Source organism: Nannocystis pusilla (assembly GCF_020073745.1).
Taxonomy (GTDB): Bacteria; Myxococcota_A; Polyangia; order Nannocystales; family Nannocystaceae; genus Nannocystis; species Nannocystis radixulma.
This window is the reverse complement of sequence record NZ_JAIRAU010000028.1, coordinates 478687-502931: the sequence shown is the minus strand read 5'-3', so window position 1 is coordinate 502931 and position 24245 is coordinate 478687. Positions and strand designations below refer to the sequence as shown.

General features: G+C 73.2%; 17 protein-coding genes. 9 read left to right on the top strand and 8 right to left on the bottom strand.

Translation table 11 applies throughout. The features are described from left to right. Positions 1–406: 406 nt before the first annotated feature. Both K7C98_RS23540 and K7C98_RS23535 read left to right on the top strand, forming a co-directional pair. Positions 407–2533 (top strand): beta-propeller domain-containing protein, encoded by a 2127-nt coding sequence (locus K7C98_RS23540; RefSeq protein ID WP_224193986.1) that lies wholly within the window; start codon positions 407–409, stop codon positions 2531–2533. A 163-nt stretch (positions 2534–2696) separates the two neighbouring features. Beyond that, positions 2697–4055: an ArnT family glycosyltransferase gene (locus tag K7C98_RS23535; RefSeq protein WP_224193985.1), complete on the top strand. Its 1359-nt coding sequence runs from the start codon at positions 2697–2699 to the stop codon at positions 4053–4055. Positions 4056–4145: 90 nt separating this feature from the next. Here the strand turns inward: K7C98_RS23535 and K7C98_RS23530 are convergent, their stop codons facing one another. From K7C98_RS23530 to K7C98_RS23505, 6 genes are all read right to left on the bottom strand, one after another. After that, positions 4146–5279 carry a hypothetical protein gene (locus tag K7C98_RS23530; protein WP_224193984.1) on the bottom strand — a complete coding sequence of 378 codons (1134 nt, stop codon included), beginning with the start codon at positions 5277–5279 and terminating at the stop codon, positions 4146–4148. Between the two features lie 281 nt (positions 5280–5560). Beyond that, positions 5561–6286 carry a hypothetical protein gene (locus K7C98_RS23525; protein ID WP_224193983.1) on the bottom strand — a complete coding sequence of 242 codons (726 nt, stop codon included), beginning with the start codon at positions 6284–6286 and terminating at the stop codon, positions 5561–5563. Positions 6287–6291: 5 nt separating this feature from the next. Then, complete coding sequence (locus K7C98_RS23520; protein ID WP_224193982.1) at positions 6292–6768, bottom strand: MarR family winged helix-turn-helix transcriptional regulator; 477 nt, start codon at positions 6766–6768, stop codon at positions 6292–6294. 509 nt (positions 6769–7277) lie between these two features. After that, positions 7278–8807, bottom strand: coding sequence for an alpha/beta hydrolase family protein (locus K7C98_RS23515; RefSeq protein WP_224193981.1), 1530 nt, complete (start codon positions 8805–8807; stop codon positions 7278–7280). Positions 8808–8977: 170 nt separating this feature from the next. Next, positions 8978–9658: a hypothetical protein gene (locus tag K7C98_RS23510; protein ID WP_224193980.1), complete on the bottom strand. Its 681-nt coding sequence runs from the start codon at positions 9656–9658 to the stop codon at positions 8978–8980. Between the two features lie 276 nt (positions 9659–9934). Further along, entirely contained in the window at positions 9935–11392 is a 1458-nt protein-coding gene (locus tag K7C98_RS23505) for a hypothetical protein (protein ID WP_224193979.1), read from the bottom strand. 446 nt (positions 11393–11838) lie between these two features. Between K7C98_RS23505 and K7C98_RS23500 the strand changes: the two genes are divergently transcribed. Beyond that, entirely contained in the window at positions 11839–12072 is a 234-nt protein-coding gene (locus K7C98_RS23500) for a hypothetical protein (protein ID WP_224193978.1), read from the top strand. A 226-nt stretch (positions 12073–12298) separates the two neighbouring features. Beyond that, positions 12299–14002, top strand: a complete 1704-nt coding sequence (locus K7C98_RS23495; RefSeq protein WP_224193977.1) for a DUF2330 domain-containing protein — start codon at positions 12299–12301, stop codon at positions 14000–14002. A gap of 21 nt (positions 14003–14023) precedes the next feature. Here the strand turns inward: K7C98_RS23495 and K7C98_RS23490 are convergent, their stop codons facing one another. Beyond that, on the bottom strand, positions 14024–14695 hold the full coding sequence (locus K7C98_RS23490; RefSeq protein WP_224193976.1) for a hypothetical protein: 672 nt from the start codon (positions 14693–14695) through the stop codon (positions 14024–14026). Between the two features lie 330 nt (positions 14696–15025). Next, positions 15026–17203 (bottom strand): hypothetical protein, encoded by a 2178-nt coding sequence (locus K7C98_RS23485; RefSeq protein WP_224193975.1) that lies wholly within the window; start codon positions 17201–17203, stop codon positions 15026–15028. Positions 17204–17337: 134 nt separating this feature from the next. Between K7C98_RS23485 and K7C98_RS23480 the strand changes: the two genes are divergently transcribed. The 5 genes from K7C98_RS23480 (at position 17338) to K7C98_RS23460 (ending at position 24147) form a co-directional block, all read left to right on the top strand. Then, positions 17338–18324 (top strand): terpene synthase family protein, encoded by a 987-nt coding sequence (locus tag K7C98_RS23480; protein ID WP_224193974.1) that lies wholly within the window; start codon positions 17338–17340, stop codon positions 18322–18324. 403 nt (positions 18325–18727) lie between these two features. Beyond that, on the top strand, positions 18728–20185 hold the full coding sequence (locus tag K7C98_RS23475) for a sensor histidine kinase (RefSeq protein ID WP_224193973.1): 1458 nt from the start codon (positions 18728–18730) through the stop codon (positions 20183–20185). Between the two features lie 110 nt (positions 20186–20295). Next, complete coding sequence (locus K7C98_RS23470; protein ID WP_224193972.1) at positions 20296–21171, top strand: hypothetical protein; 876 nt, start codon at positions 20296–20298, stop codon at positions 21169–21171. 11 nt (positions 21172–21182) lie between these two features. Further along, entirely contained in the window at positions 21183–23528 is a 2346-nt protein-coding gene (locus tag K7C98_RS23465; RefSeq protein ID WP_224193971.1) for an ATP-dependent helicase, read from the top strand. Between the two features lie 49 nt (positions 23529–23577). Then, the gene (locus K7C98_RS23460; RefSeq protein ID WP_224193970.1) at positions 23578–24147 is read left to right on the top strand and encodes a hypothetical protein; all 570 of its coding nucleotides are present in this window, start codon (positions 23578–23580) and stop codon (positions 24145–24147) included. Positions 24148–24245 lie beyond the last annotated feature (98 nt).

Sequence of the window (24245 nt, the reverse complement as noted above, 5' to 3'; positions counted from 1 at the left end):
GCACATATGTCCCAAACAACCTGTCCTAAAGGCCCTGTCTTTATGTTTCTCTGATGTGTGATCCGGGAGACAGCACCGGCTCCGCGGCCGGCGGATCGCGCGCCAAATTCGCGCGCCGTGAGCTGCGGGTGAGAAGGGCTCTGCGCGGTGTGTGATAACTCGTGAAAAAAACGTCGCAGCGGCGGCGCCGCAGGGTGGCGCCGACGTCCGGGCGCCAGGGTCGCACCCCCGGCAGGGTGATCGGCGCTGTCGCCACCGAAACGCCAGAACGGCCGCCCGGAGCGGCACAGGGGCCGTTGGCACGCGCTGTGCTCAAGGCCCCGCGACGCCGGCAAAGACCCCCCGGCGTCCTTGACCTGTCCAGTCCCGCGACCCCCCGTCGCCGACTTCTCTGGAGAACACGCTCATGTCTCGCCCCACCGCCCTTGCGCTCCCCGCTTTCCTCCTCCTCGGCGCCCTCGCCACCGCCTGTTCGGACAAGGAGGAGCCCGATTCGGAGCAGAGCCCGCGCGTCCTCTACAGCTTCGACGGCTGCGACGACCTGCTCGACTACACCAAAGGCCAGGCCAAGGGCCTGATCGACAAGTACGGCAACCTCTACGGCTACGACTACAGCCAGGGCTGGTGGGGTGAAGACGCCGCCGGCGGCGACAGCGGCAGCGGCGGCAGCACCGGCGGCTTCGACGACGGCGGCGACGGCGATCCGGCCCCCGGCGACGGCAACGGCGGCGACGACGGCGGCAAGGACTACTCCGGCACCAACGTGCAGGAGGCCGGCGTCGACGAGCCCGACGTCGTCAAGACCGACGGCGAGCGGATCCTCGCGTTCGCCCGCGGCCAGCTGCACTTCGTCGACGTGTCCGGCGCGTCGCCGACGCTGCGCGGCTCGCTGGACCTCGGCGCCGACCTGTACGAGGCCCAGATCTTCATGCACGAGGACCGCGCGCTGCTGCTGGTCCGCACCTGGCCGTACTACTACGACTACGAGGGCGCGCCGCAGGCGGGGGGCCTCGACCTGCAGCAGTACTTCGGCCCCGACTACTGGGCCGGCGTCACCCGCCTGATCGAGGTCGACATCAGCGACCCCGAGGCGATGAAGGTCGTGTCGAACCTGCACATCACCGGCGAGCTGGTCAGCGCCCGCATGGTCGACGGCGTCGCCCGCGTGGTCGTCCGCTCGGCCCCGAACGGCATCCACCTCAAGGAGCCGTACGAGTTCTTCGACTACCAGGCCTTCGAGCAGGGCGGCGGCAGCGACGCGCTCTACGAGCACCTGTGGCAGATCGCGCTCGCGCAGTCGAAGGTGTTCAACAAGTCGGCCATCGACGCCTCGACGATCGAGAACTGGCTGCCGCGCTATGTCCGTGAGGACCTGTCCCAGGGGCAAGGCGAGATCACCAGCGGCGTGCTGCTGGCCTGCGACGACGTCATGCACACCGGCGTCTACTCGGGCCTGTCGACCCTCGGCGTGCTGACGGTCGACCTCGACGGCCACCTGGCCCCGACCGGCGGCGTCGGCGTGTTCTCCGAGGGCGAGACGGTCTACGCCTCGAAGGAGAACCTGTACGTGGCGACGACCCCGTGGAACCCGGCCGACTGGGACCCGGAGGCCTCGCCCGAGGACCAGGGCCGCACGACCTACGTCCACAAGTTCGACATCAAGGACCGCACCCGCGCCAACTACGTCGCCTCGGGCGAGGTCCGCGGCTGGCTGCTGAGCCAGTGGGCGATGTCGGAGTTCGCGGGCGACCTGCGGGTCGCCAGCACCGACAGCCTCGGCTGGGACCAGAACACCTCGGAGAGCTTCGTCAGCGTGCTGCGCCAGGACGGCGACGAGCTGCAGCAGATCGGTCAGGTCGGCGGTCTCGGCAAGACCGAGCAGATCCAGGGCGTGCGCTTCATCGGCGACAAGGGCTACGTCGTCACGTTCCGCCAGACCGACCCGCTCTACACCGTCGACGTCAGCGACCCGACCAAGCCCGTCGTCGCCGGCGAGCTCAAGATCCCCGGCTTCAGCGCGTACCTGCACCCCGTGGGCGAGGACCTGATCCTCGGCGTCGGCCGCGACGGCACCGAGGACGGCCAGATCCTCGGCATGCAGCTCAGCCTGTTCGACGTGTCCGACGACGCCGCGCCGAAGCAGCTGCACAAGGTCGCGATCGGCGAGGACTGGGGCTGGTCCGAGGCGCTGTTCGACCACAAGGCGTTCCTGTGGTGGGGCAAGACCCAGCTGGCGATGATCCCGCTCGAGTGGGGCAGCTACGACCAGAACGACAACTACCTCTGGGAGCAGGGCGCGCTCGGCTTCCGCGTCGACAAGGAGGACGGCATCGTCCAGATCGGCGAGGTCCAGCACCCCGACCCGGTGGTCGAGGACTGCTGGGACGAGTACTACGGGTGCGGCTGGTCGCCGATGCTGCGGCGGTCGATCGTGATCGGCGAGCAGGTGTTCACGCTGAGCGACGTCGGGATCAAGGCGAGCGCGCTGGCCGACCTCAGCGACGCGCACTGGGTCGAGTTCCCGCAGAACTGAGCGCCATGGTCGCCTCGCGGGCGTCCCGTCTCGGGGCGCCCGTGAGGCTGCGCATCTGCATCCGGGGCGCGCCCGCGCCCGCCTCGCACTCCGGGCCGCGAGGCCCCGCCCGCGCCTCCCCGCCGGGTCCGGAACGCTGCTACTCTCCGCCCCCTCCGATCCCGTGCAACGCGCTCTCGACTGGCTCTACCGCAACCGCTGGCCGCTCGTCATCGTGCTGGGCGCCTTCCTCGTCCGCCTGCACTGGAACCTCGTGGTCCACCCGCTCGGCGACTATGTCTCTTCGGACATGAAGGGCTACGTCTCGCGGGCCGACCAGATGATCGACAAGTTCGGCGCGCCGAACGAGTACCACGCGTTCTTCCCCTACGGCACGCACTTCATCCTCGCGCTCGTCAAGGCGCTGTTCGGCAAGGACAACTTCACCGCCATCGGCGTCGCCTACGCGCTGATGGGCACCGGCATCGTCGCCTACGCCTACCGGATCGCCGCGCGCATCAGCCCGTACAAGTGGGTGCCGCCGCTGCTCGGCACGCTGCTGGTGTTCTACTACCCGCTGATCTCGCTCGGCGGCTACACGCTGAGCGAGATCCCGTTCGGCGTGTTCATGATGATGTCGGTGTTCTACCTGCTGCGCCTGGTGCAGGAGGGCAAGAGCCGCGACGCCTGGGCGGCGGGCATCACCGCGGGGCTGGCGACGGCGTGCCGGCCGCAGATCCTGCTGTCGATCGCGCTGTTCGGGGTGGTCTGGCTGGTGTTCCGCAAGCAGATGCCGCGGGTGCGCTGGCGTCACCTGGTCTACGCCGGCATCCCGCTGAGCCTGGTGCTCGGGTTCTCGGCGGCGCGCATGTACCACCACACCGGCCGCGTCGGCCTCGTCAGCGAGAACGGCAAGTTCAACCAGCTGTTCGGCCGCTGTCACAACAAGAAGGCCACCGCGACCCCGACCGAGCCCGGGCGCGGCAAGATCCGCTTCGGACCGCCGCCGCTGATCCAGCTCGAGAAGCGGGCCAAGACGGCGCCGCGCTCGTGGGTCCAGCTCCAGCCGGCGCTCGGGCCCGAGCTCGAGTACCGCGGCTACATCGCCGACGCCGCCGCCCTCGACGCGCTGATGGCCAAGTGCATCCGCAAGACCGGGCTTTTGGGCCAGGTGAAGTACGGGATCGTCAACATGCTGCTGCTGGCCGGCTACAACACGCCGTGGCCCGACTCCGGGCGCGACCTGTGGCGCCCGCGCGCGATCTGGTGGCAGGGCCTCTACACCACCTTCGTCACCCTGCCGGTGGTGCTCGGCCTGTCGACGCTGTTCATGCGCCGCACCGTCGCCAGCTACGGCCTCATCGCCATCCACGTGCTCGCGCTGATGATCACCGCGGCGATCTACTTCGGCGACACCCGCCTGCGCGCGCCCTACGACCCGCTGCTGCTGCTGCTGGCGCTCGAGGTCTACATCTTCGTCGGGCTGTGGGCGTGGAAGCACGGCAAGACGCTGTGGCAGCGCTGGCGGGCGCGCCGGGCGTGATGTCCTGAAGGACAGGTCGCGGCGGCCGCCGCGGCCTGTCCCGCGGGGCAGGTCGATCGCGGGGCGGCCCCTATAAAGGATCGCGCTGGTTCACCAGCAGCAGCCGGGGCTGGTTTGCCAGCGGTGCCACAGAGCGTCGTCGGCGCCGCGCACGAACGCCTCGAGCCGGCCGTCCTGATTGCGGGCGACCGCGGGCAGATCGCTGAATGCGCCGCCGAGCGAGGTCCAGGGCGTCCAGCTGCCGTTCGGCGTGACCTGGCCGATCTGCCACAGCGCGAAGTCGCGGCCGCGGGTGAACACCTCGAGGCGGCCCTCGGCGTCGGAGAGCACCACCAGGTCGCTCGCGGCGCCGCCGAGCGAGGCCCACGCCGACCATTTCGCGCCGCCCGGGGCCGTCTGCCACAGGTGCTGCAGGTCGCCGGTCACGCCGCGGACGAACACCTCGAGGCGGCCGTCGCGGTTGCGCCCGACCGCGGGCGCGCCGCCGAACCGGCCGCCGAGCGCGGCCCAGGGCTCCCATGCGCCGTCGACCTCGCGCTGGCGGCGGTGTAGCAGCTCGTCGTCGAAGCCGCGGGCGAACATGGCGAGGCGGCCGTCGACCTCGCGGGCGACGGCGATCGGGCCGGCGGCCTCGCCGGCGAGCGTGACCCACGGGCTCCACGCGCCGCTCCCGAGCTCGTGGCGGTACTGCACGCGGCGGTCGCGGGCGCGGACGAAGACCTCGAGGTGGTTGTCGAGCCCGCGGGTGACCGCCGGGCGATCGCCGGGGAAGAGCTGGCCGCCGAGGCGGACCCAGCTCGACCAGCCGTGATGCGGTCCCCTCTGGCGCAGGTACCACAGCGCGCCGTCGCGGCCGCGGGCGAACAGGTCGAGGCGGCCGTTGCCGTCCTCGCCGACGACCGCGCCGCCGCCGAGCCGACCGCCGAGCGAAAACCACTCCGACCAGCCGCCGTTCGGCGCGACCTGATGGATGTGCCACAGCGCGTCGTCGCGGCCGCGCACGAACACCTCGATGCGGCCGTCGGCGCCGAGCGTGGCCGCCGGTTCGGCGACGACGCCGCCGAGCGAGTGCCACGTCGGGGCGTCGGGTTCCGGCGCGAGGTCGACGTCTTCGTACGGGTTGACGACCGGCGGGTACTCGTCGCCGCCGGGAGGCGCGGTGTCGGCCGACGGGGCGCACGCGGCCGCGGCGAGCGCGAGCGACGGGAGAGCGGGGCGCGGCACGTCGACACGATGGAGCGCAGGGCCGGGGGGCTGCAGGTGGGCGCCGGCGGTCGGGCTCCTCGCGGGGATGCGCGCGGAGGAGGCCGCTGGTCGGCGAGGCCGGCGCGGTGGACGGCCTTGCCGCGGCGGGGCACCCGCGACCGCCCAAGTCGTGTGGCCTGCAGCGAGAGATGCCGAAGCGGACATGTCCAGGAGGGCAGGTCGATGCTGCGAGCGAGAGCGGCTGCAGCGGTGGATGTCGAAATGGACATGTCTGTGAAGACATGTCCTGATGAGCGGGCTCACTCCTGCGAGCGCTCGAGCTCGCGGGCGCGCTCGAGCTCCGCCGCGAGCTCGGCGCGCTGGTCGGCGGACAGCGGCAGCGCGGCGAGTTCGGCGCGGAGGGTCTCCGCGCGGGCCGGGTCGGAGAGGGCCACGGCCAGCTCGATGCGGGCCGAGAGGGCCCGGGCGCGCTCGAGCGGGTCGCCGGGCTCGGGGCGGGCGAGGGCCAGGTCGAGGACCCTGGCGGCGGCCGGGTCGTCATTCTTGAAGTCGCGCAGGCGCGCGGCGAAGCGGACCGCGTGGGCCAGGCGCGACTCGTCGGGCCGGCGCTTGACAGCCTCGAGCGGGTCCTCGTCCTCGCCGCCGCCGGCGCCCTGCTTGATGAAGACCAGCGAGTTGCCGGCGACGTCGACCACGGTGAAGCGGGTCTGGCCGGGCTTCATGCGGGTGATCCGCGGGATGCCGGCGATCGGCAGCTTGCCGTAGCCGCTGCGCAGCGCGCCGGCGAAGGTGGCGTGCAGCTGCTCGACCTCGGGGACCATCACGAGGCACGTGCTGTACGCGTCCTTCGGGTCGAGCTCCTTGATGCCCATGAAGTGCACCTCCATGCCGCCGCGACGGACGGAGCCGTACACGTACGGGCGGGTCTGCTCGTAGGTGACCTCGAAGCCGAGCAGGCGGTAGAAGGCCAGGGTGTCGGCGAGCGACACCGAGGGGAGCACGGGGATCATCGTCTCGGGGTGCATGGTCGTCAGTCCTTTCGTCGGCGGCGCGCTCGCGGCGGGGGCGGGGCGCCCAGGAGCGTGGCGGCGTCGTCGAGCGCGGCGACGGTGGCCCGCAGCTTGTCGAGGTCGACCCGCGCGGCCAGCCGCGAGGCCCACGCCGCGTGGCGGGCCTCGACCGCGCGCAGGGCCCTGCGCCCGGCCCGGGTCAGGGCGATGAGGTTGGCCCGCCGGTCCGCGGGGTTGTCGAGGTAGTCGACGAAGCCCTCGCGCGCCAGCGCGTCCGCGGTCTGCTGCACGCTCTGGCGCCGCAGGCCCATCGTCCGCGCGACGTCGGCGACGGTGACCGGGCCGTGGTCGACGACGCCGAGGACCTGCCAGCGCGCGCTGGTCAGGCCCGAGGGCGCCGCCAGACGATCGCCGGCCGCGAGCGCGAGGCCGTTGACGCGGAACACCGCGAGGATGAGCTCGGAGAACGCGAGACCCGCCGCCGTCAATCGTGCCACGGGGGGCACGGTCGCGAATTCGACAGGTACCTGTCAAACACAATCCGCCGAGCGCGGCGAGGACGGCGATCGCAGCGCGCAGACCGACGTTCCGCCGGCCCGAGCGCCGCTGCGACGCATACATACACACGGGGCCATGACACGGGCGGTGTCGCCGTGACGGCGACGGCCGGCAGCGGCCGCTCACGCGGCTTCGCACGCTGCCGGCGGCGAGTTTCGCCATGTCCCGGAGGACATGTCATCGGCGGCGTGGGAGGCCCTCCGGGCGCGTCTCACGAATTTGCGGGACGGCCCCTGTACGCCGTCGCGCCCGCGGCTCGATCCGTCCGGCGCGATGCAGTCGTCGCAGCGCCTCGGCACGAGGCTCGACGACGAGATCGTCAACCTCTCGTTCGACGGGGCGTGCGCGCTGCGGCGTTCACCGGGCGGCGCAGACCTGGGAGTCGTGCGGGGAGCTCGCTCGGCGCTCGGCTCGGGGCGCGAGGATCCGCCGCCGAGCCGGGCGGCTGCTACTTGCCTGGCGCTTCGGACAGGTTGGTGCGCAGCCAGCCGGACACCTCGCCGAGGGCCTCGGGGGCCATCGTCTCCTCGATGTCGCCGTACTCCGCGGGCGAGCCGGTCTTGGCGTGCTGGAACAGGTGGTTGAGGCCGGGCAGCGACTTGACGGTGGCCTGCTTGTTGCCGGCCTTGGCGAGCGCCTGCTGCAGCTCGGGGATGTTGCCGTCGGCGGGCACCTGGAGGTCGAGCGCGCCGATCAGCGCGAGGACCGGGGTCTTCTTGAGCTTGCGCAGGTCGACCCGGGGATCGGCCTTGAGGAAGTCGTGGAACCACGGGGTGTCGAGCGAGGTCAGCGACGCGCTCACCAGCGCGTCGACCTGTTGGGGCGTCGCCGCGTCGCCGGCCTGCAGGGCCACCAGCTTGCGCAGGATCGCCTCGAGGTCGGCGCGCTTCTTGTTGCCGGCCAGGCCGTCGAGCAGCTGCTTCTGCAGCACCACCTGGGCGTCGATGTCGGCCTGCGCGACCCCGCGGGCGCGGGCGAGGGCGACGAGCTGCTGGACGAGGATGTCCTTGCCGCTGACGCCGGGGCCGGCGAGCATGACGATCGCGCCGACGCGCTTGTCGGCGGCGGCGGTCTTGGCGGCGATCATGGCGCCCTCGCTGTGGCCGACGAGGCCGAGCCTGGTCTTGTCGACCTCGGGCTGCTGGGCGAGCCAGTCGAGCGCGCCGCGGGCGTCGCCGACGAGGTCGAGCTGGCTGGCCTTGTCGAGGTAGCCCTTCGAGCCGCCGACGCCGCGGTCGTCGAAGCGCAGCACGGCGAAGCCGGCGCGGGTGAGGTGGTCGGCGAGGACGAAGAACGGGCGGTGGCCCATCAGCGCCTCGTCGCGGTCCTGCGCGCCGGAGCCGGTCAACAGGACCACGGCCGGGAACGGACCTGGCCCTTCGGGCAGGGTGAAGCTGCCGGCGAGGGCGACCTTGTCCCTGGCCGCGCTGGCGAACGCCGCCTCGCGCGTGGCGTAGGGGAACGGCGGCTTCGGCTCCTGCGGCCGCTTCGGGGCGACGTCGACCGGCTCGCCGGGCTTCAGCTTGCGGGCCGTGGCCGGCAGGCTCTGGCCGGCCTGGCTGAGCGTGCCCTTGACCTCGTCGGCCCCGGCCTCGCGCTCGAAGCTGAAGATCGCCCACTGGTTCTCCGGCGCGCCGGGCGGGGCCAGCACGAAGTCGACGGCGTCGGCGGCGACGTGCACGTCCTGCAGCGGGAAGTCCTTGACGCTCTGGGCCGGGATGTCGAGCCGGCCGCTCCACGCCGGCTTGGCGTCGCCGGCCCGCGGCGGCTCGAGATGGGCGACGAACCGCAGCTTGCCGTCGCCGGGCAGCTCGACCGCGCCGACCCACGTCTCGGGCCCCTCGGCCGCCGGGGTCGGGGCCGGCTCCGCGGGGGCGACGGGGGCGGGCTCGGGCTGGCTCGTCGGCTGGCTGGTCTTGCAGCCAGGTACCGAGAGACAGAGCGCAACGGACAGGGCGATTCGGACAGGTTGCTTCACGGGGTCCTCGGCGGCGACGGAGCGCGGGGCCGCGGCGCGCGCGGGCCCCCCGCCGTTCATACCCCGGGCCCCGCAGGGTGTCGAGGCCGGCTGCGGGCAGACGCCTCGGCTGTGCGAGAGGACATGTGAGATCGGGCAGGTCCCTCGGCGCAGGCGCGCGGGCGAGCCGCTCACACGTGCTCGACGAAGCCGAGGCCGGGCGCGGCGATCACCGGGACGAGGTCGTCCTCGACGCGGCGCGCGGGCAGGCGCCGCGGGTCGACGCTCACGACCCCCAGCCAGGCCTCGCCGGCCCCCGCGAGGGCGGGCGGCAGCTGCAGCGGGGCGACGCGGTTGGGGTCGCGCAGCATCGCCGCGACGTCGGCCTGGTCGGCCGGCGCGGTGGGAGCGTCGCGCAGGGCCAGCAGGGCCGCGGCGACGCCGTGGAGGTAGGCGGGGTCGAAGCGGTGCGCGGCGTCGACGGCGAACACGACGAGGGCGGGGTGGGGCACGTCGCCGGGCTCGAACAGGGCCGGGTCGGCCCGCAGCACGCGCCCGAGCGCCAGCGGGCCCTCGGTCAGCGCCTTGTAGCGGGCCGGGCCGCTGCGGGTCTGGGCGGCGGCGCTGAGCACGAAGCCGGCGATCAGCATGGCCGCGAACACGGCCATGAAGCCCATGCCGAGCAGGCCCATGTAGCCGAGCACGCCCGAGACGAGGATGCCGAGCGCGCCGACGCCGGCGACCGCGTCGCCGAGGCAGCCGCGGTCGCCGCGGGCCATCCGCTGCAGGTCGTCGTCGAGGGTCCGCGGGGTCGCCTCGTAGCGGCGGCGGGTCTCGGCCAGGGCGAAGGAGCGCGGGAGCGGGTTGGCCATGGTCGAAGGGACCTGTCTCGAAGAACCTGTGCGAAAGAGCCTGTGCGGAAGGGCCTGTATGAAGTGACCTGTGCCCGGGGACCTGCGCCGAAGCACAGGCGCCCTCGGCCGTTGACCCGGGCGAGGCCGAGGGTCGGGTCGGAAAGGGCGCGCACGCGGGAGCGGTCGGAGTCGCTGGGAGAGGCGCGGACCCGAGGGGCCCAGGAGCGAGAGGACGCGGTCGAACGAGCAGCGTCGCGTGCGCCCGGGGAGGCTCGCACGCGACGCCGCGCGCCGTCAATCCGAAGTCGCGACCGCGGCCTCGTCGGACGCGGCCGACTCCTCGTCGCTCAGGGCGTCGTCGGCCAGGGCCTCGTCGTCGGGCGCGCCGTCGTCGGGCGCGCCGTCGTCGGGCGCGCCGTCGTCGTGCGCGGCCGGCTCGGGGTCGTCGGCGAGGAGCTCGTCGCCGTCGTCGTCGGACACCTCGGTGTCCTCGGGCGAGACCTCGAGCTCGGCGGCGGGCTCGTCCGCGGCCGCCTCCGGCGGGGCCAGGCCGCGCTCGCGCTTGCACTTGAGGCACATGCGGTCGGGCGCGAGCTCACCCTCGGGCACGTGCATCAGCCGCTGGCCCGGCATGTAGACCCAGGTGCCGCCGCACGCCGGGACCACGCACGGCATGATCTCGGCGCCCTCGGGCAGCCCGGCCTCCTCGATCGTCTTGGCGAACTCGCCCTTGGCGCACTCGTCGCACAGCTTGAGCGGGTCCTGCAGGCGACCGGCCAGGAAGGCCTGCAGCTGGGCGCCGGTCTTGTACATCCACACCGACTCGCAGTCGGGCCGGCCGCAGCGGATCTCCCGGTCGGGGTGCTTGCGGCAGAAGTCGCGGCAGGTCTCGCACATGCGCTTGGGCGCGGGCGGGTCGAACTCGACGTCGTCGCTGCCCGACAGCACCCAGGCCCGCAGCTGACCGGCGCGGTCCCACGTCCACGTGCGCACGCAGCCGTGCACCTTGCACGGGACCTCGCGCGCGGCCAGGCGCCCGAGCTTCTGCGCGCACAGGCCACACATGCGCTGCGGCGGCCCCTCGGGGTCCGGCACGGCGCGGACGTGCTGCTTGCGCCGGCGCCGGCGCTTCTTGCCCGGCCCGGCCTTGCCGGCCTCGCCGTCCTCGTGGGCCTCGCCGGCCTCCGGGGCGCTCGCGGTCGCGGTCTCGTCTGTCCCCTGGGGCATGTCGGCAGAGACAGGCGCACCGGTCTCCGGGGACAGGTCCCCAGAGGCAGGTTCGACCGCCGCCGCGACCTCCTGCGCCGGCTCGTCGGCGACGGCCTCGCCGGCGCGGGCCTCGACGGCGCGGGCGCGGGCCCGCTGGCGCAGGACCCACAGGCGGTGGCGGAGCTGGGCGTCGCGCGACCAGATCCACCCGCGCCGGCAGCCCTCGACCTTGCACGGCATCTCGGCGTCGGTGGTGTCGCGCTCGGCGGCCACGCACTCGTTGCACAGGCGGGCCGGCTTCTTCAGCCGCCCGTGGCGCTGCAGCTCGGCGAGCTGGGCCCCGCGCTTCCACAACCAGGTGTTGGGGCAGCCGGGCGTGCGGCAGTGGACCTCGCGGTCACTCAGCTCGCTGAACTGCGCCAGGTGCTGGTCGCACATGCGCTCGGGGGCCTTCTGGCCGAAGCCGCGGATCTGCTGGGCGGCGAACCAGGTCCAGGTGTTGTCGCAGCCGGCGATCCGGCACGGCATCTCCTTGTCCTGCACGGCGCTGAAGAGCGAGGCGGTCAGCGGCGACGAGGTGTCGCGCCGGGGCGGCGGTCCGCCGCGGCGGTCGTCGCGACGGTCGTCGCGGCGGGGACGGTCGTCACGCCGCGGGCCGTCGCCCTGCCGCGGACCGTCGCCGTGCCGCTCGCGACGCTCGCCATCGCGCGGGGGCCGGGCCTCGGCTCCACCTTCACGCGGAGGCCGGGCCTCGCCGCCTCCCTCGCCACCCTCCCGCGGACCTCTGCCACGGTCTCGCCGCTGGCGGTCCTGCTGCGGTCCACCCGTGGGCCCCGAGGCCCCGGGCCGCGCATCGCGGGCGCTGTTGCTCTTCCGGTCGTCTGCCACGGCCGGAAGTATCAGCCGCCGTCCGCCCGGCGTCCAGTCCGCTCGCCCCGCCTCACGAAAGGTCTATACTGCGAGACACCGCTTTTTCAGGAGGCCCGCTCATGCTCCTCGCGCTCATCATCGGCTGCGGCACCGCCGGCGCCACCTACGCCTACAGCAAGCAGCGCCAGGCGACCTCGGGGGCCGCGGCAGGCGCCGCCGCCCTGACCGGCGTGAGCTCGGCCGCGGTCGCCTACGCGGCGCTGGTGTTCTGGCCGATCCTGCTGCTCGGCGGGGTCGGCTACCTGTGGATGCGCAATTCGGGCCCGAAAGCGCTCGGCCCGGGCCGCAGCTGACGCGGGATTTTCCGTCCGCGGCGGCGAAAGACGAGGTTCTCGTCGCCGGGCGGGTGCGCCTGGAGGCGCCGCGAGCCGCGTGAGGGACAGCGTTCGGTGCGACGCACGAAGCGGCGGCGCGGCCGTCGTCGGCGGCCGCGAGCCGCGGGGCCACGGACGGCGCCGAGGCTGGACGGCGGGCGAGCGATGACGTGAGATGGAGCGCATGTCTCGATGCGCCCGTTCCGTGCCGATCCTCGCCGGCCTCGCCGCCGGCCTCGCAGTGTGGCTGCCGGCGGAGCCGGCGCGAGCGTGCGGCGGCTTCTTCTGCGACGTGGTCAACAACCAGCCGATCCCCGTCGACCAGACCGGCGAGAACATCCTGTTCGCCGTCGACGAGGCGGCGGGCACGGTCGAGGCGCACATCCAGATCCAGTACACCGGCGATCCGCTGAAATTCGGGTGGGTCATCCCCGTGACGGCGGTGCCGGAATTCGCGGTGGGCAGCGAGCTGCTGTTCACCAACCTGCTGGCGGCCACGGTGCCGACCTACAGCTTCACGTTCGCGTCCGACTGCTCCGACAACGACCGGCCGCAGCTCGGCTGCGCCACCCTCTCGCTGAGCGACGGCGGGGGACTGGCCAGCGGCGGCGGCTTCGAGACCGACAGCGGCGGCGACACCGGCGGCCTCGAGGTCGTCAAGCGCGAGGTCGTCGGGCCGTTCCAGATCGTCGTGCTCAAGGGCGGCACGGCCGACGAGGTGTGGCAGTGGCTCGACGCCGCCGGCTACTACCAGGACCCCGCGGCCGCGCCGATCATGCAGGAGTACCTCGACGAGGGCTTCTACTTCGTGGCGGCCAAGCTGATCCACGGCACCGGCGTCGAGGAGCTGCAGCCGATCGTGATGACCTACGAGGGCACGACCCCGTGCGTGCCGCTGCGCCTGACGGCCATCGCCGCGACGCCGCACATGGGCGTGCGCGTGTTCGGCCTCGGCCGCGCCCGCTACGCGCCGTCGAACTACCGCCACGTCGAGATCAACGACGTGGCGATCGACTGGACCGCCAACGCCGCCAACTACGGCGACGTCGTGCAGCAGGCGATCGACGCCCCGGGCAGCGACGGCCACGGCTTCGTCACCGAGTACGCCGGCGCGTCGAGCGTGGTCAGCACCACGGGCGTGTTCAGCCCGACGTGGAACGCCGACACCTTCGTCGACGCGGCCCCGATCAACAGCGGCTTCTCGATCGTCGACGCGCTCGAGTCGCAGGGCCTGGTCGACTGCTCGCCCGGGACGTGCTCGTACCTCCACCCGCAGATCCTGCCGCTGCTCCGCACCTACCTGCCGGCGCCGCCGGGGATCCCCGAGGACGAGTTCTACCGCGACATGGCCAGCTACGAGGATCTGATCGACCTCGAGGTGTGGAGCGGGGCCTCGTTCGCCACCGAGATGCAGGAGCGGGTCATCGACCCGGGCAAGCGCGCGGTCGACCTGCTGAACCGCTGGCCGTACCTGTCGCGCCTGCTGACGATCATCTCGCCGGAGGAGATGACCGTCGACCCCGAGTTCATCCAGAACGCCGACCTCGGCGACGTCTCGAGCAGCCGCCAGGGGGTGCAGCAGGTGCCCTGCGCCGGCTCGAACCGCATGCTCATGCCCGACGGCCGCGGCGTGCTGCTGCAGCCGGACGGGCAGTGGCCGGACTTCGGCGAGAGCATGCCGTTCGCGCGCCGGGTCGAGCAGATCGCCCCGGCCGGCGCGCCGCAGCTGATCCAGGACTTCGACCCGGCCATCGTCGCCGCGCTCAAGGCCTCGAACGCCCGCTTCGACTACGACGACGGCGACGGCCTCAGCTGCGCGCTGCGCCGCGGCTCGTGGAGCGCGGCGCTCGGCCTCGGGGTGGTGTTCGTGTTCGCCTGGCGCGGGCGCCGGCGGCGACCGGCTGGCTGAAGAGACAGGCTGTCCGAACGGTCATGTCGGCTGCAGCAGCGCGGCGACCTCGTCCTCGGGGGCGTCGCGGCGGCGCTGGCTGAAGGTGAGCACGACCTTGTCGCCGCCGGTCTCGAGCAACTCGAGCTGGTCGACGTCGCCGGTGTGCGGGTCGAGGTGGACGACGAGGTCGCGGATCTCCCGGCGGGCCGGGTGGTCGCGGCGCGGGGTGATCGCCAGCAGGTGGCCGGGCCCGCGCGGGACGCTCAGGCGGGCGTCGGCGTACAGCGCGGCGGTCGGCTCGCCGGCGCCGTCGGGGACGCTGAAGAGCGCGAGGACATGTTCGAACAGCCAGGTGACGCTCGGGCTCGGCGCCTCGGCCAGCGCCGGCAGGGCCGGGTCGTTGGGCCGGATCTCGAGGCGGCCGCGGGCCAGGCGGGTGGTCGCGCCGGCGCGCTCGTCGTCGCGCAGGACCAGCGTGTCGGGCGCGCGCACCAGCAGCGTCCCCGCCGTCTTGAGCGGCGCCTGCAGCAGCGTCGACTGGCGCGTCAGCGCGTAGCGGGCCACCAGGACCCGGGTGCCTGCCGCCGCCCTGGCCCACAGCTCGAGGCGGCGCGTCAGCTGGCGATCGACCGCCGGTGCCGCGGCGCGGGCGTGGCCGGCCAGGGCGAGGGCGCCGGCGGCGAGGCACAGGAATTGTCGGCGGGGGCGCATGGGTCAGGGCGGGTCAGGCGGGCGAGGAGGGCCGGTCGCGCGGGCGCGGGACGCAGATGTCGCAAGGGACAGGTCGTGAGGCGGCGCCGCGGTGGCCCGCGGGACAGGTCGCCCGAGTCGGCCGGCGCGGCGTGAGGGTCGGAGGGGGCGGCGCCGGGGCAGGACGGCCGAGGCGGCCGGCGGGGCGTGGCGCGCGTCGAGCAGTAGATCCGAGGGACAGGAACGAACGAGCAGGTCGCAAGAGCCAGGTTCTCGCGCAGGCGCCTGCGCCGCGGCCCATCTCGCGTGCTCGAAAGGACATGGCGGGATAGACAGGTCGCATGGGACAGCTCAGGGGCGCCGCTCGAAGCGCTGGCCGGCGCGGCTGGTGAGGGCGTAGAGGAGGGGTCCGAGGAGGCCGCCGACGCCGTGGGCGGCGAGGACGGCGAGGCCGGCGGCGATCCCGAGGGAGCGCCACACCGGCTCGGGGGCGGCGAGCAGGGCGAGGGCGGCGGCGAGCGGGCCGAGGGCGTTGGCGAGGCGGCCGGGGTCGATCCACGCCCGGCCGTCGGCGAGGGCCCGGACGGCGCGCAGGCCGGCGACCGCGGCGGCCGAGCCGGCCAGCAGGAACACGGGCAGCGTGAGCGGGCCGAACGAGCGGTGCAGCAGGTGGAGCAGCGCGAGCAGGCCGCACTGGGCGACGATCGCCGCGAGCGCGAGGGCCAGGGCCAGCGACAGGCGGCGCGTCGCCAGCCACACCACCAGCGCCGACAGCCACGCGCCCGCGGCCGCGACCGCGCCGGCGCGGCTGGAGAAGCGGTCATGCTCGGCGCGGGCGAACACCCCGGGGCCGCGCAGGTCGAGCGCGGCCGGCAGCGCGGCGGGCTCGCTCGACAGGTAGGCGCGGGTGACGACGCCCTCGGGCCCGAACTTGCCCTCGAGCCAGGGGCCGAGCGGGCCGGCCAGCGCGGACTCGGGGCTCGGCGGGTCGCGCAGGTCGTCGCCGGCGGCGCGGATGAACTCGCCGAAGGCGTCGGGGCGCATGCCGAACTCGGCGATCGTGCCGCGCAGCAGCTCGAGCCGGCCGCGGATGTCGAGCGCCTGCAGGCCGTCGAGGCGGGCCTTGAGCTCGGGCTCCGCGACCACGAACGCGCCCGGGGCGTCGACCCGCTCGATCTGCGCCGGCATCGCCGCGAGGAGGGCCGGCAGGTCCTCCGACGCCCGCGCCAGCGCCTCCTCGGGCGTCGCCCCGGGGCTGTGGATCAGCGCGACGTCCTCGGGGCGGAAGAACTCGGCCCGCACCGCCGCCTCGGCCGCGGCCAGCTCGGGGTCGGCGAGCGGGAGCGGGCTCGGGCTGTCGAAACGGACATGTCGTGAAGACCATGCTCCGAGAGACAGGATGACGGCGCACGCGGCCGCGGCCGGGAGGGCGACGCGCAGGCGCAGCGGCGGCGGGTCGGGGCGGCCGAACGGCGTGCGCTCGGCCGCCGGCTTGCCGAGCCAGGTCGTGAGCACCGGCTGGACGACGCGCCGGGCGACCCCCGCGGCGGCGAGCGCGGCGGCCCAGGCCAGGCCCCAGGTCTGCCACGCAGGGTACGGCGTGAGAAGGAGCGGGGTCAGGGCGAGGGCAGAGAGCGCCGTGACGGTCCAGTCAGGGCGCGCCGGAGCAGCCGAGATGCCGACGGCGAGCGCGAGCAGCGGCAGGTCGAGCAGGCCGAGCGGCGCGACGAGGGCCGCCAGCAGGGCGGCGGGGCCGAGGATCGCCAGCAGCAGGGCGACCACCGGGCGCACGCTGCGGAACGCGAGGGCGAGGACCAGGACGAGCGCGGCGGCCAGCGTGGTGAGCACGCGCGGCGCGGCGGCGAGGGCCGCGACGGCCGCGTCGTCGCGGGCTGGTGCGCCGACCACCGACAGCGAGACCGGGTGCGCGCCGACGAGCGCCGCGGCGCTGTCGCGAAGTTCATGCCCGGAATTATCGGTTTGAAAGCACAGCAGAGCGCTGCGCCCGTCGAGCGCGACGAGGTCGCCGCGGACCGCGACGTCGGGGCCGGCGGGGGCGAGGAAGCCGAGGCGTCCGGCGCGGCCGGGGCCGAGCTCGGCGAGGCGCAGCGGGTCGCGCCGCAGATCGTCGCCGACGAGCCCCGCGAACGGGCTGGCGAGTCGGGCCCTCGCCCCGGCGATCGCCGTACGCAGGGCCTCGGGCGCGAGCCGGTCGGCGAGCGCGGAGTGGTGTTCGCGGGGCAACAGCGACAGCGCGTGCGCGTCGAGCCAGCGGCGGGCCTCGGCCGGCGGCGGCGCGAGCGGGCAGCGCCCCGACAGCGGCTCCAGGGCGAGGACGGCGGCCTCGAGCGCCTCGTCGGGCGCGCCGTCGTCGAGGCGCACCCGCAAGTCGATCTCGATCACAGGTCGGTGCGCTGCGGGGATCAGGCCCCACACCTGCGCCTCGGTGCCCCGAGCCGCCGCCACGAGGCCGAGCGCGGCGCAAACGGCGAGCCACGCGAGGGCCGTGAGGGTCGAGCGGTCGGACACCTGTCCAGAAGTATATCACCATCGAATGGTGAGGTTGAAGCGGCTGCGAGTCGTGCCATGAAGTGGCATCATCACGGGATACGCTTGGAATGGGTTTCGATGGATCACCGCAGGGACCGCTCTTCGGAACCAAGATGTCCTCGCTGCTTCAGCCCTCGATCTTCGAGCCGCACGCCGCACCGATCAACCGCTACGCCGAGCTCGTCGAGCGCGAGGGGATCGCGTGGGTGCTGCGCTTCTTCCCCTCGGTCGCGCTGAGCCCCGGGCGGCTGCGCAAGCTGCAGGCGGCGAAGTTCGCCCGGCTGGCGGCGCGCGGCCTGCCGCGGGCCCCGCTCGCCGAGCTGCGCCTGGTGTGCGACTGGATCACGTGGTTGTTCTTCTACGACGACGCCTTCTGTGACGACGTCGTGGCCGCCCCCGAGCCGCTGCGGCGTCTGCACGACGCGCAGGCGCGGATGCTCGCGGTGCTGCGCGGCAGCCAGCCGCTCGAGGTCGACGAGCCGCTCGTGCACATGCTCGCGGAGCTGGGCGCACGCACCGCCGCGTGGGCCGCGCAGGGCTTCATGGCGCGGCTCGTCGTCGAGGTCGAGCGCTACTTCCAGAGCAACGTGTGGGAGCTGCGGAACTTGCTGCACCAGATCCGGCCCGCGCTGCCGATCTACCTGAAGATGCGCCCGTTCACCGGCGCGGCCGGGGTGGTGTTCGCGCTCATCGAGCTCATCCGTCACGAGTCGCTCGAGGAGGTCCGGCAACACGTGGTGATACAACAGCTCGAGCTGCTGGCGAACAACGCGATCTGCTGGGCCAACGACATCGGCTCGCTCGAGAAGGAGATGGTCGAGCAGAACCCGCACAACCTCGTGCTGGTGCTGCAGGCCGACCAGGGGCTCGCGCTCGACGAGGCGCTGGCGCGGGCGGTGGCGATGCAGGGCGCCGAGGAGGACGCGTTCGACGCGCTGGCCGGCAGCTTGCGCGACTACGAGGGCCTGGCCGGGTCCGCCGTCCTGGGCTACGTCGCCGACCTGGGGTCTTTCGTCCGCGGCAACTTCGTGTGGATGCAGGAGACGATGCGCTACCGCGCCCGCCTGAGCATGCGGAGCTACGGCAGCGCCGCGGCGTGAGAGCCAGCGATTGCAGGCAGCGCGCAGCGCAGCGGCTCGAGGCCGGCGCTCGCGGCTGCTGCGTCGCTGGAGGCAACGCGAGCGGCACGCGAGTGTGCGGCCGCTCGAGCGTCGCGCGGTCGTTCGCCGTCGCGGAGCGGGTCGCCGATGTCGCTGCTGCGCGCGGCGGAGGAGGCAGCAAGCGGGTCGCGTGCGGACGGCCGCTCGGCGGCCCGGCGAAGCCGCGGTCGCTCATGGCGCGGCGACGGGCGGCGCCGCTTACGGGGTGCGGCGTGGGCGTGCCGACCGGTCGTGGGCTCACGGTACGGCGCTCGCAGCGGCCGGTTCGCTAGACCGGCGGGGTCGTGCTAAAGGTCGAGTTCAGGCTGTGCCGAGCTCTCTGTGGAATCGACTGCGCGCCGCGATGCTCTGGGGGGTCCCGTATACGGGGTCGCCGGCCCTCGCAGCCCGCGTGATGTTGACCAACCAGGTCTTCGTCGTCTGCCTCGCGGTGATCCTCGCCTACATCGGCCTGTTCGTGGCGCTCGGGCTGTACACCGAGGCGCTGACGGTGATCCCGTTCTGGTTGGCCTACCTCGCGTGCATGTTCGCCAACAAGTTCGGGTGGTTCAACGTCTCGCGGATCGGCCTGTGCGTGTGCTGCTGCACCGCGATCGTGTTCTTCGCCTCGATGCTCGGCGAGCCCTCGGGCCTGCAGTTCATCATGTTCCCGATCATCGGCTTCCCGCTGGTGTGCTTCGAGGCGCGCGAGCGCAGCCAGATCATCTTCTGCATGGTCGTGGTGGTCGTCAGCTTCTTCGTCGGCGAGCTGTCCGACTACTCGCTCGCGCCGCGCTCGGCGGTCACGGCGGCGGCCCAGCACTGGATCTACCTGCTGATGATCCTGACCACCTTCACGCTGACGCTCGGGCCGACGCTGCTGTTCTTCCTCGCCAGCCACCGCGCCGAGGGGCGGCTCATCCACTCCAACACCGAGCTGCAGCGGGTCAACGACCAGCTGAACCGCGCGCGCGACGAGGCGATCCGCGCCAACCAGGCCAAGAGCTTCTTCCTCGCCAACATGAGCCACGAGCTGCGCACGCCGCTCAACGCGATCATCGGCTACGCCGAGCTGCTGCGCGACGAGCTCGAGGACGAGGGCGTGCGCGCGGCCAGCGTCGACCTCGAGAAGATCCGCGGCGCCGGCAAGTACCTCCTCAACATCATCAACGACGTGCTCGACCTGTCGAAGATCGAGGCCGGGCGCATCGACATGTTCTGGGAGACCTTCGCGCTCGACGACCTCGTCGACGACGTCGCCGGCATGATCCGCCCGCAGGCCGAGGCGCGGCGCAACCGGCTCGAGCTGGTGCGCCCGCCCGCGGGCCTCGGCGCGGTCACCGTCGACAAGACGCGCCTGCGCCAGGCGCTGGTCAACCTGCTGCACAACGCCTGCAAGTTCACCGAGGCCGGCGTGGTCAAGCTCGCGGTCGCGCGCGAGCCGGGCCGCCAGGGCGACGCGATCGACGAGTGGGTGGTCTTCAAGATCAGCGACTCCGGCATCGGCATGTCGCCGGAGATCGTGCGCGAGCTGTTCCAGCCGTTCTCGCGCGGCGACCTCGAGTCGTCGCGCAAGTACGAGGGCACCGGGCTCGGCCTCGCCATCAGCCGCCGCCTGGTGCGCATGATGGGCGGCGACATCACGGTGGAGAGCACCCCCGGGATGGGCTCGACCTTCACCGTGCGGATCCCCGCTCACGCGACGCTGGCAAATTCGAGCGGCAGCGGCTCGCAGACGGCGACCGGCTCCCAGGTCGCCAACGTCAGCAGCTCCTACCAGGCCAGCTCCAGCAGCTCCTTCTCGTGGATCGGCGGCTCGTGAGGCGGTCCCCGGCCCGAAGTTGCGCCCGGCCCGCGATCCCGAAGGCGACTTCGGGGCTCGACGGCCCGCGGCGTCCCCGTGCTAAGGTCGCCCCCGGGGGACGGTGATCGGTGAAGACGGCGCCGAGCAAGCGGGGGCCGACGTCCAACAAGTACGCGCTCGAGCTGGACGGCAAGCCCTGCGGGTGGCTCACCGACGTCTCCGGCGCGCTGGCCGTCGGTGAGCTCGGCGGCGACCGCAAGCCCGACCGCTACGAGGAGCTGACGCTGCGCTGCTGGCCGGGCATGCCGCACGACTTCTACGCGTGGGTCGCGGCGTCGATGTCGGGCGAGCCCTCGCCGGTGCGCGGCGAGGTGATCCTGGCCGACGACGGCAACGCCGAGATGAGCCGCCTCAGCTTCGCCGGCGGCGTGATCACCGAGCTGGCCCTGGCCTCCTACGAATATGGCTTTCGGGACAGCTTGAAGCTGGGCCTCAAGTTCAGCCCGCACACCTCGCGCCGCAGCTACTCGGGCGGGCACCTCGGCGGCGAGGTGATCGAGGCCCGCCGGCCGCTGCCGGCCACCGACCCCGAGCTGCACATCGACGGCCTCGAGGAGGCGTGCAGCCAGGTGCGGCGGATCGAGGGCCTGCTGATCCGCCAGCGCATCGAGCGGCCGTCGGGCGAGGCGGGCCTGCGCGTGGTCCATCGGGTCGGGCCGACCGCGGTCGGGCGCCTGGCGCTGGTGCTGGCCGAGAACAAGGCGCTCGGGTTCACGCGCTGGCTCGAGGCGGTCGAGGCGGGGCGCAGCAACGGGCGCGCCGCGACCTTGACGCTCGGCGCGCCCGCGGTCGGCTTCACCGTGGTCTTGCAGCAGGTGCGCCCGGCGCGGATCGTCGAGGAGCCCGGCGACGTCGGCGACAGCCGGCGGCGCGAGCTGCGGGTCGAGCTCGACGCGCGGGGCGTCGAGTTCGCGTTCGCGCCGGTCCGCGAAGCCGTGGTATAGGCCACGGCATCGTGCAGCTGAACCCGGCCCAGCAGGCGGCGGTCGATCACCGCGGGTCGCCGCTCCTCGTGCTCGCCGGCGCGGGCACCGGCAAGACGCGGGTGATCACTCACCGCGTGGCCGCGCTCATGGACGAGGGCGTGCCGCCGTGGCGGATCCTCGCCGTCACCTTCACCAACAAGGCCGCCGCCGAGATGCGCGCGCGCATCGAGAAGATGTGCGAGGGCAAGGTCGACGTGTCGCAGCTGTGGGTCGGCACGTTCCACTCGATCTCGGCGCGGATCCTCCGCCGTCACGGCGAGTCGGTCGGGCTGTCGCGCAACTTCGCCATCTACGACACCGACGACCAGACCCGCCTGATGAAGCGCGTGTTCAAGGAGATGAACCGCGACGACGAGCAGATCAAGCCGCGGGCGATCCTCGGGCACCTCGACCAGCTCAAGAACCGCGGGCTCACCATCGACCAGGTCGACCAGCTCGGGCTCGAGGGCTTCATGACGCGGCTGGTGGCGCTGCTCGGGCGCCGCTACCAGGAGCTGCTGCGCGCCGCCGACGCGTCCGACTTCGGCGACCTGCTGGTGCTCGCGGTCAAGCTGCTCGAAAAGGCGGGTACGGAGCAGCCGCGGCCCGGCGCGCAGCTGGTCGACGTCGACCCGGTGGTCGGGCTCAAGCGCCGCTTCCTCCACGTGGTGGTCGACGAGTACCAGGACACCAACCCGGTGCAGGCGCGGCTGGTCGAGCTGCTGTCGCAGCGGGCCCAGCTGTGCGTGGTCGGCGACGACGACCAGGCGATCTACGGCTGGCGCGGCGCCGACGTGTCGCAGATCCTCGGCTTCCCCGACCGCCAGCCCGGCTGCGAGCTGATCCGCCTCGAGCAGAACTACCGCAGCACCGGGCACATCCTCCGCTGCGCCGACGCGATCATCCGCCGCAACGAGGGCCGGCTCGGCAAGACGCTGTGGAGCGAGCTCGGCGACGGCGCGCTGGTGGTCCTGCGCGCCTGCGAGGACGAGCGCGAGGAGGCCCGCTTCGTCGTCAACGAGATCCTCGACGCGCTCAACGAGGACATCCCGCCGGAGGAGATCGCGGTCTTCTACCGCACGCACGCGCAGTCGCGGGTGATCGAGCAGCAGCTGACCGACCACGGCATGCGCTACGCGATCTTCGGCGGGCTCGGGTTCTTCGAGCGCAAGGAGATCAAGGACGCGCTGGCCTACCTGCGCCTGCTGCAGAACCCGGCCAGCGACCTCGACTTCACCCGCATCGTCAACGAGCCGGCCCGCGGGATCGGCGACACCACCGTCGGGCGCCTGACGGCGCTCGCGGCCAACCGCAACGTCCCGCTGCTGGAAGTGGCGCGCAACCCCGAGGAGGCCGGGGTCGGCGGCGCGGCGGCCAAGCGCCTGGCGCTGTTCGTCGCCATGATCGACGAGCTGACGGCGCGGCTGCACGCCGGCACGCCGCTCGGCCAGCTCGCGGCCGAGGTGCTCGAAAGGACAGGTTACCGCGACGCTCTGGTCCAGGAGGGCAGCGAGGAGTCGGAGGCGCGGGTCGAGAACCTCGACGAGTTCGTCGGCGCGCTCACCGAGTTCGCGCAGGACAACCCCGACCAGACGCTGGCCGACTACCTCGAGCAGGTCAGCCTCGTCAGCGACGCCGACGGGGGCGGCCGCGGCGAGGTGCGAGCGGTCCGGCTGATGACGATCCACAGCGCCAAGGGGCTCGAGTTCGAGAAGGTCATCCTCACCGGCATGGAAGAGAAGGTGTTCCCGCACTCGCGCTCCATCGCCGGCGAGGAGGCGGCGCGCGAGGAGGGGCGCCGGCTGCGGCCGGAGGAGCGGGCCCAGCTCGAGGAGGAGCGGCGCCTCGCCTACGTCGCCGTGACGCGGGCCAAGCGGCAGCTGGTGGTGACGTACGCGCGGCGGCGCCGGCTCTACAACCAGGAGTTCATCGGCGCGCCGTCGCGATTCGTGCGCGACCTGCCGCCGGACGCGGTGCGCGGGCGGGTGCCGGGGGTCATCCGCCGCGATGCGCCGGGGGTGCCCGCCCAGCTGCAGGCGATGCTGTCGAGCCCGCCCCCGCGGGCGGCCGCGCCCGCGCCCGCGCGTGAGAGGTCGTGGAACAGCGACATCGTCTACGACGAGGGCGTGGCGGCGCGGCCTGCGGCCCGCACCCGCGCGCCGATCGCCAGCGACGACGCGCCGTCGCTGTACAAGGGCATGCAGGTGCGGCACCGCCAGTACGGCGAGGGCACGCTGGTCGGCTGGGACGGCAGCGGCAACAACCTCAAGCTCGCCATCAACTTCCCCGTCGTCGGCGTGAAGACCATCCTGGCCCGCTTCTGCGAGCCGCTGTGATCCTCGCCCCGTGATCCTCGCCGCGGCCGGAGAGTGCTAAGCTCCGGCGATGATCCGCGCCATCGTCGTCGTCGTCGTCGCGCTCGTCGCCGCGTCCTCCTGCAAGAGCTCCGAGGCGGCCGTCCCGGCCGACCAGGTCGGCGGCAGCGCGGCCGATCGGGTCCCGCTGGTGCCGAAGGACCATGCCCTTTACGCCAGGTTCGAAGGGACAGCCTTCGACAACGCCTGCAGCGACGACGCCGCCTGCAGCAAGGGCGGCTGCTCGAACGAGGTGTGCGCCGGCGGGGAGCCGCCGCCCGGCGACTGCGACGCGCTGGAGGTCCAGATCCCGGCGGCGGCCAGCTGCGGCTGCGTGGCCGGCGAGTGCGTGTGGTGGTCCGACGGCAGCCTCAGCCTGGCCGCCGCGAGCCCCGACCCCACGCCCGCGAGCGAGGCGCCGGGGGTCGCCTGCGGCGACGTCGCCTGCGCCGCCGGCGAGCAGTGCATCGAGTACTACGGGATCGCCGGGCCGCGCGGGCCCAAGTTCCAGACCTGTGGGATCCCCTGTCCCAACGGCAAGTGCGCCGACGGCAAGAAGTGTGTCACGATCGCCGACGGCCCCGGGCCGGTGTGCCAGTGATTGCACGCCTGTTCTTGAGGACAGGTCCTGAAGGCCAGGCCTCGGCGACCTCGGCAATACGCGAGCGACCGCGAGGCGCGAGGAACAGAGTTCGTCGC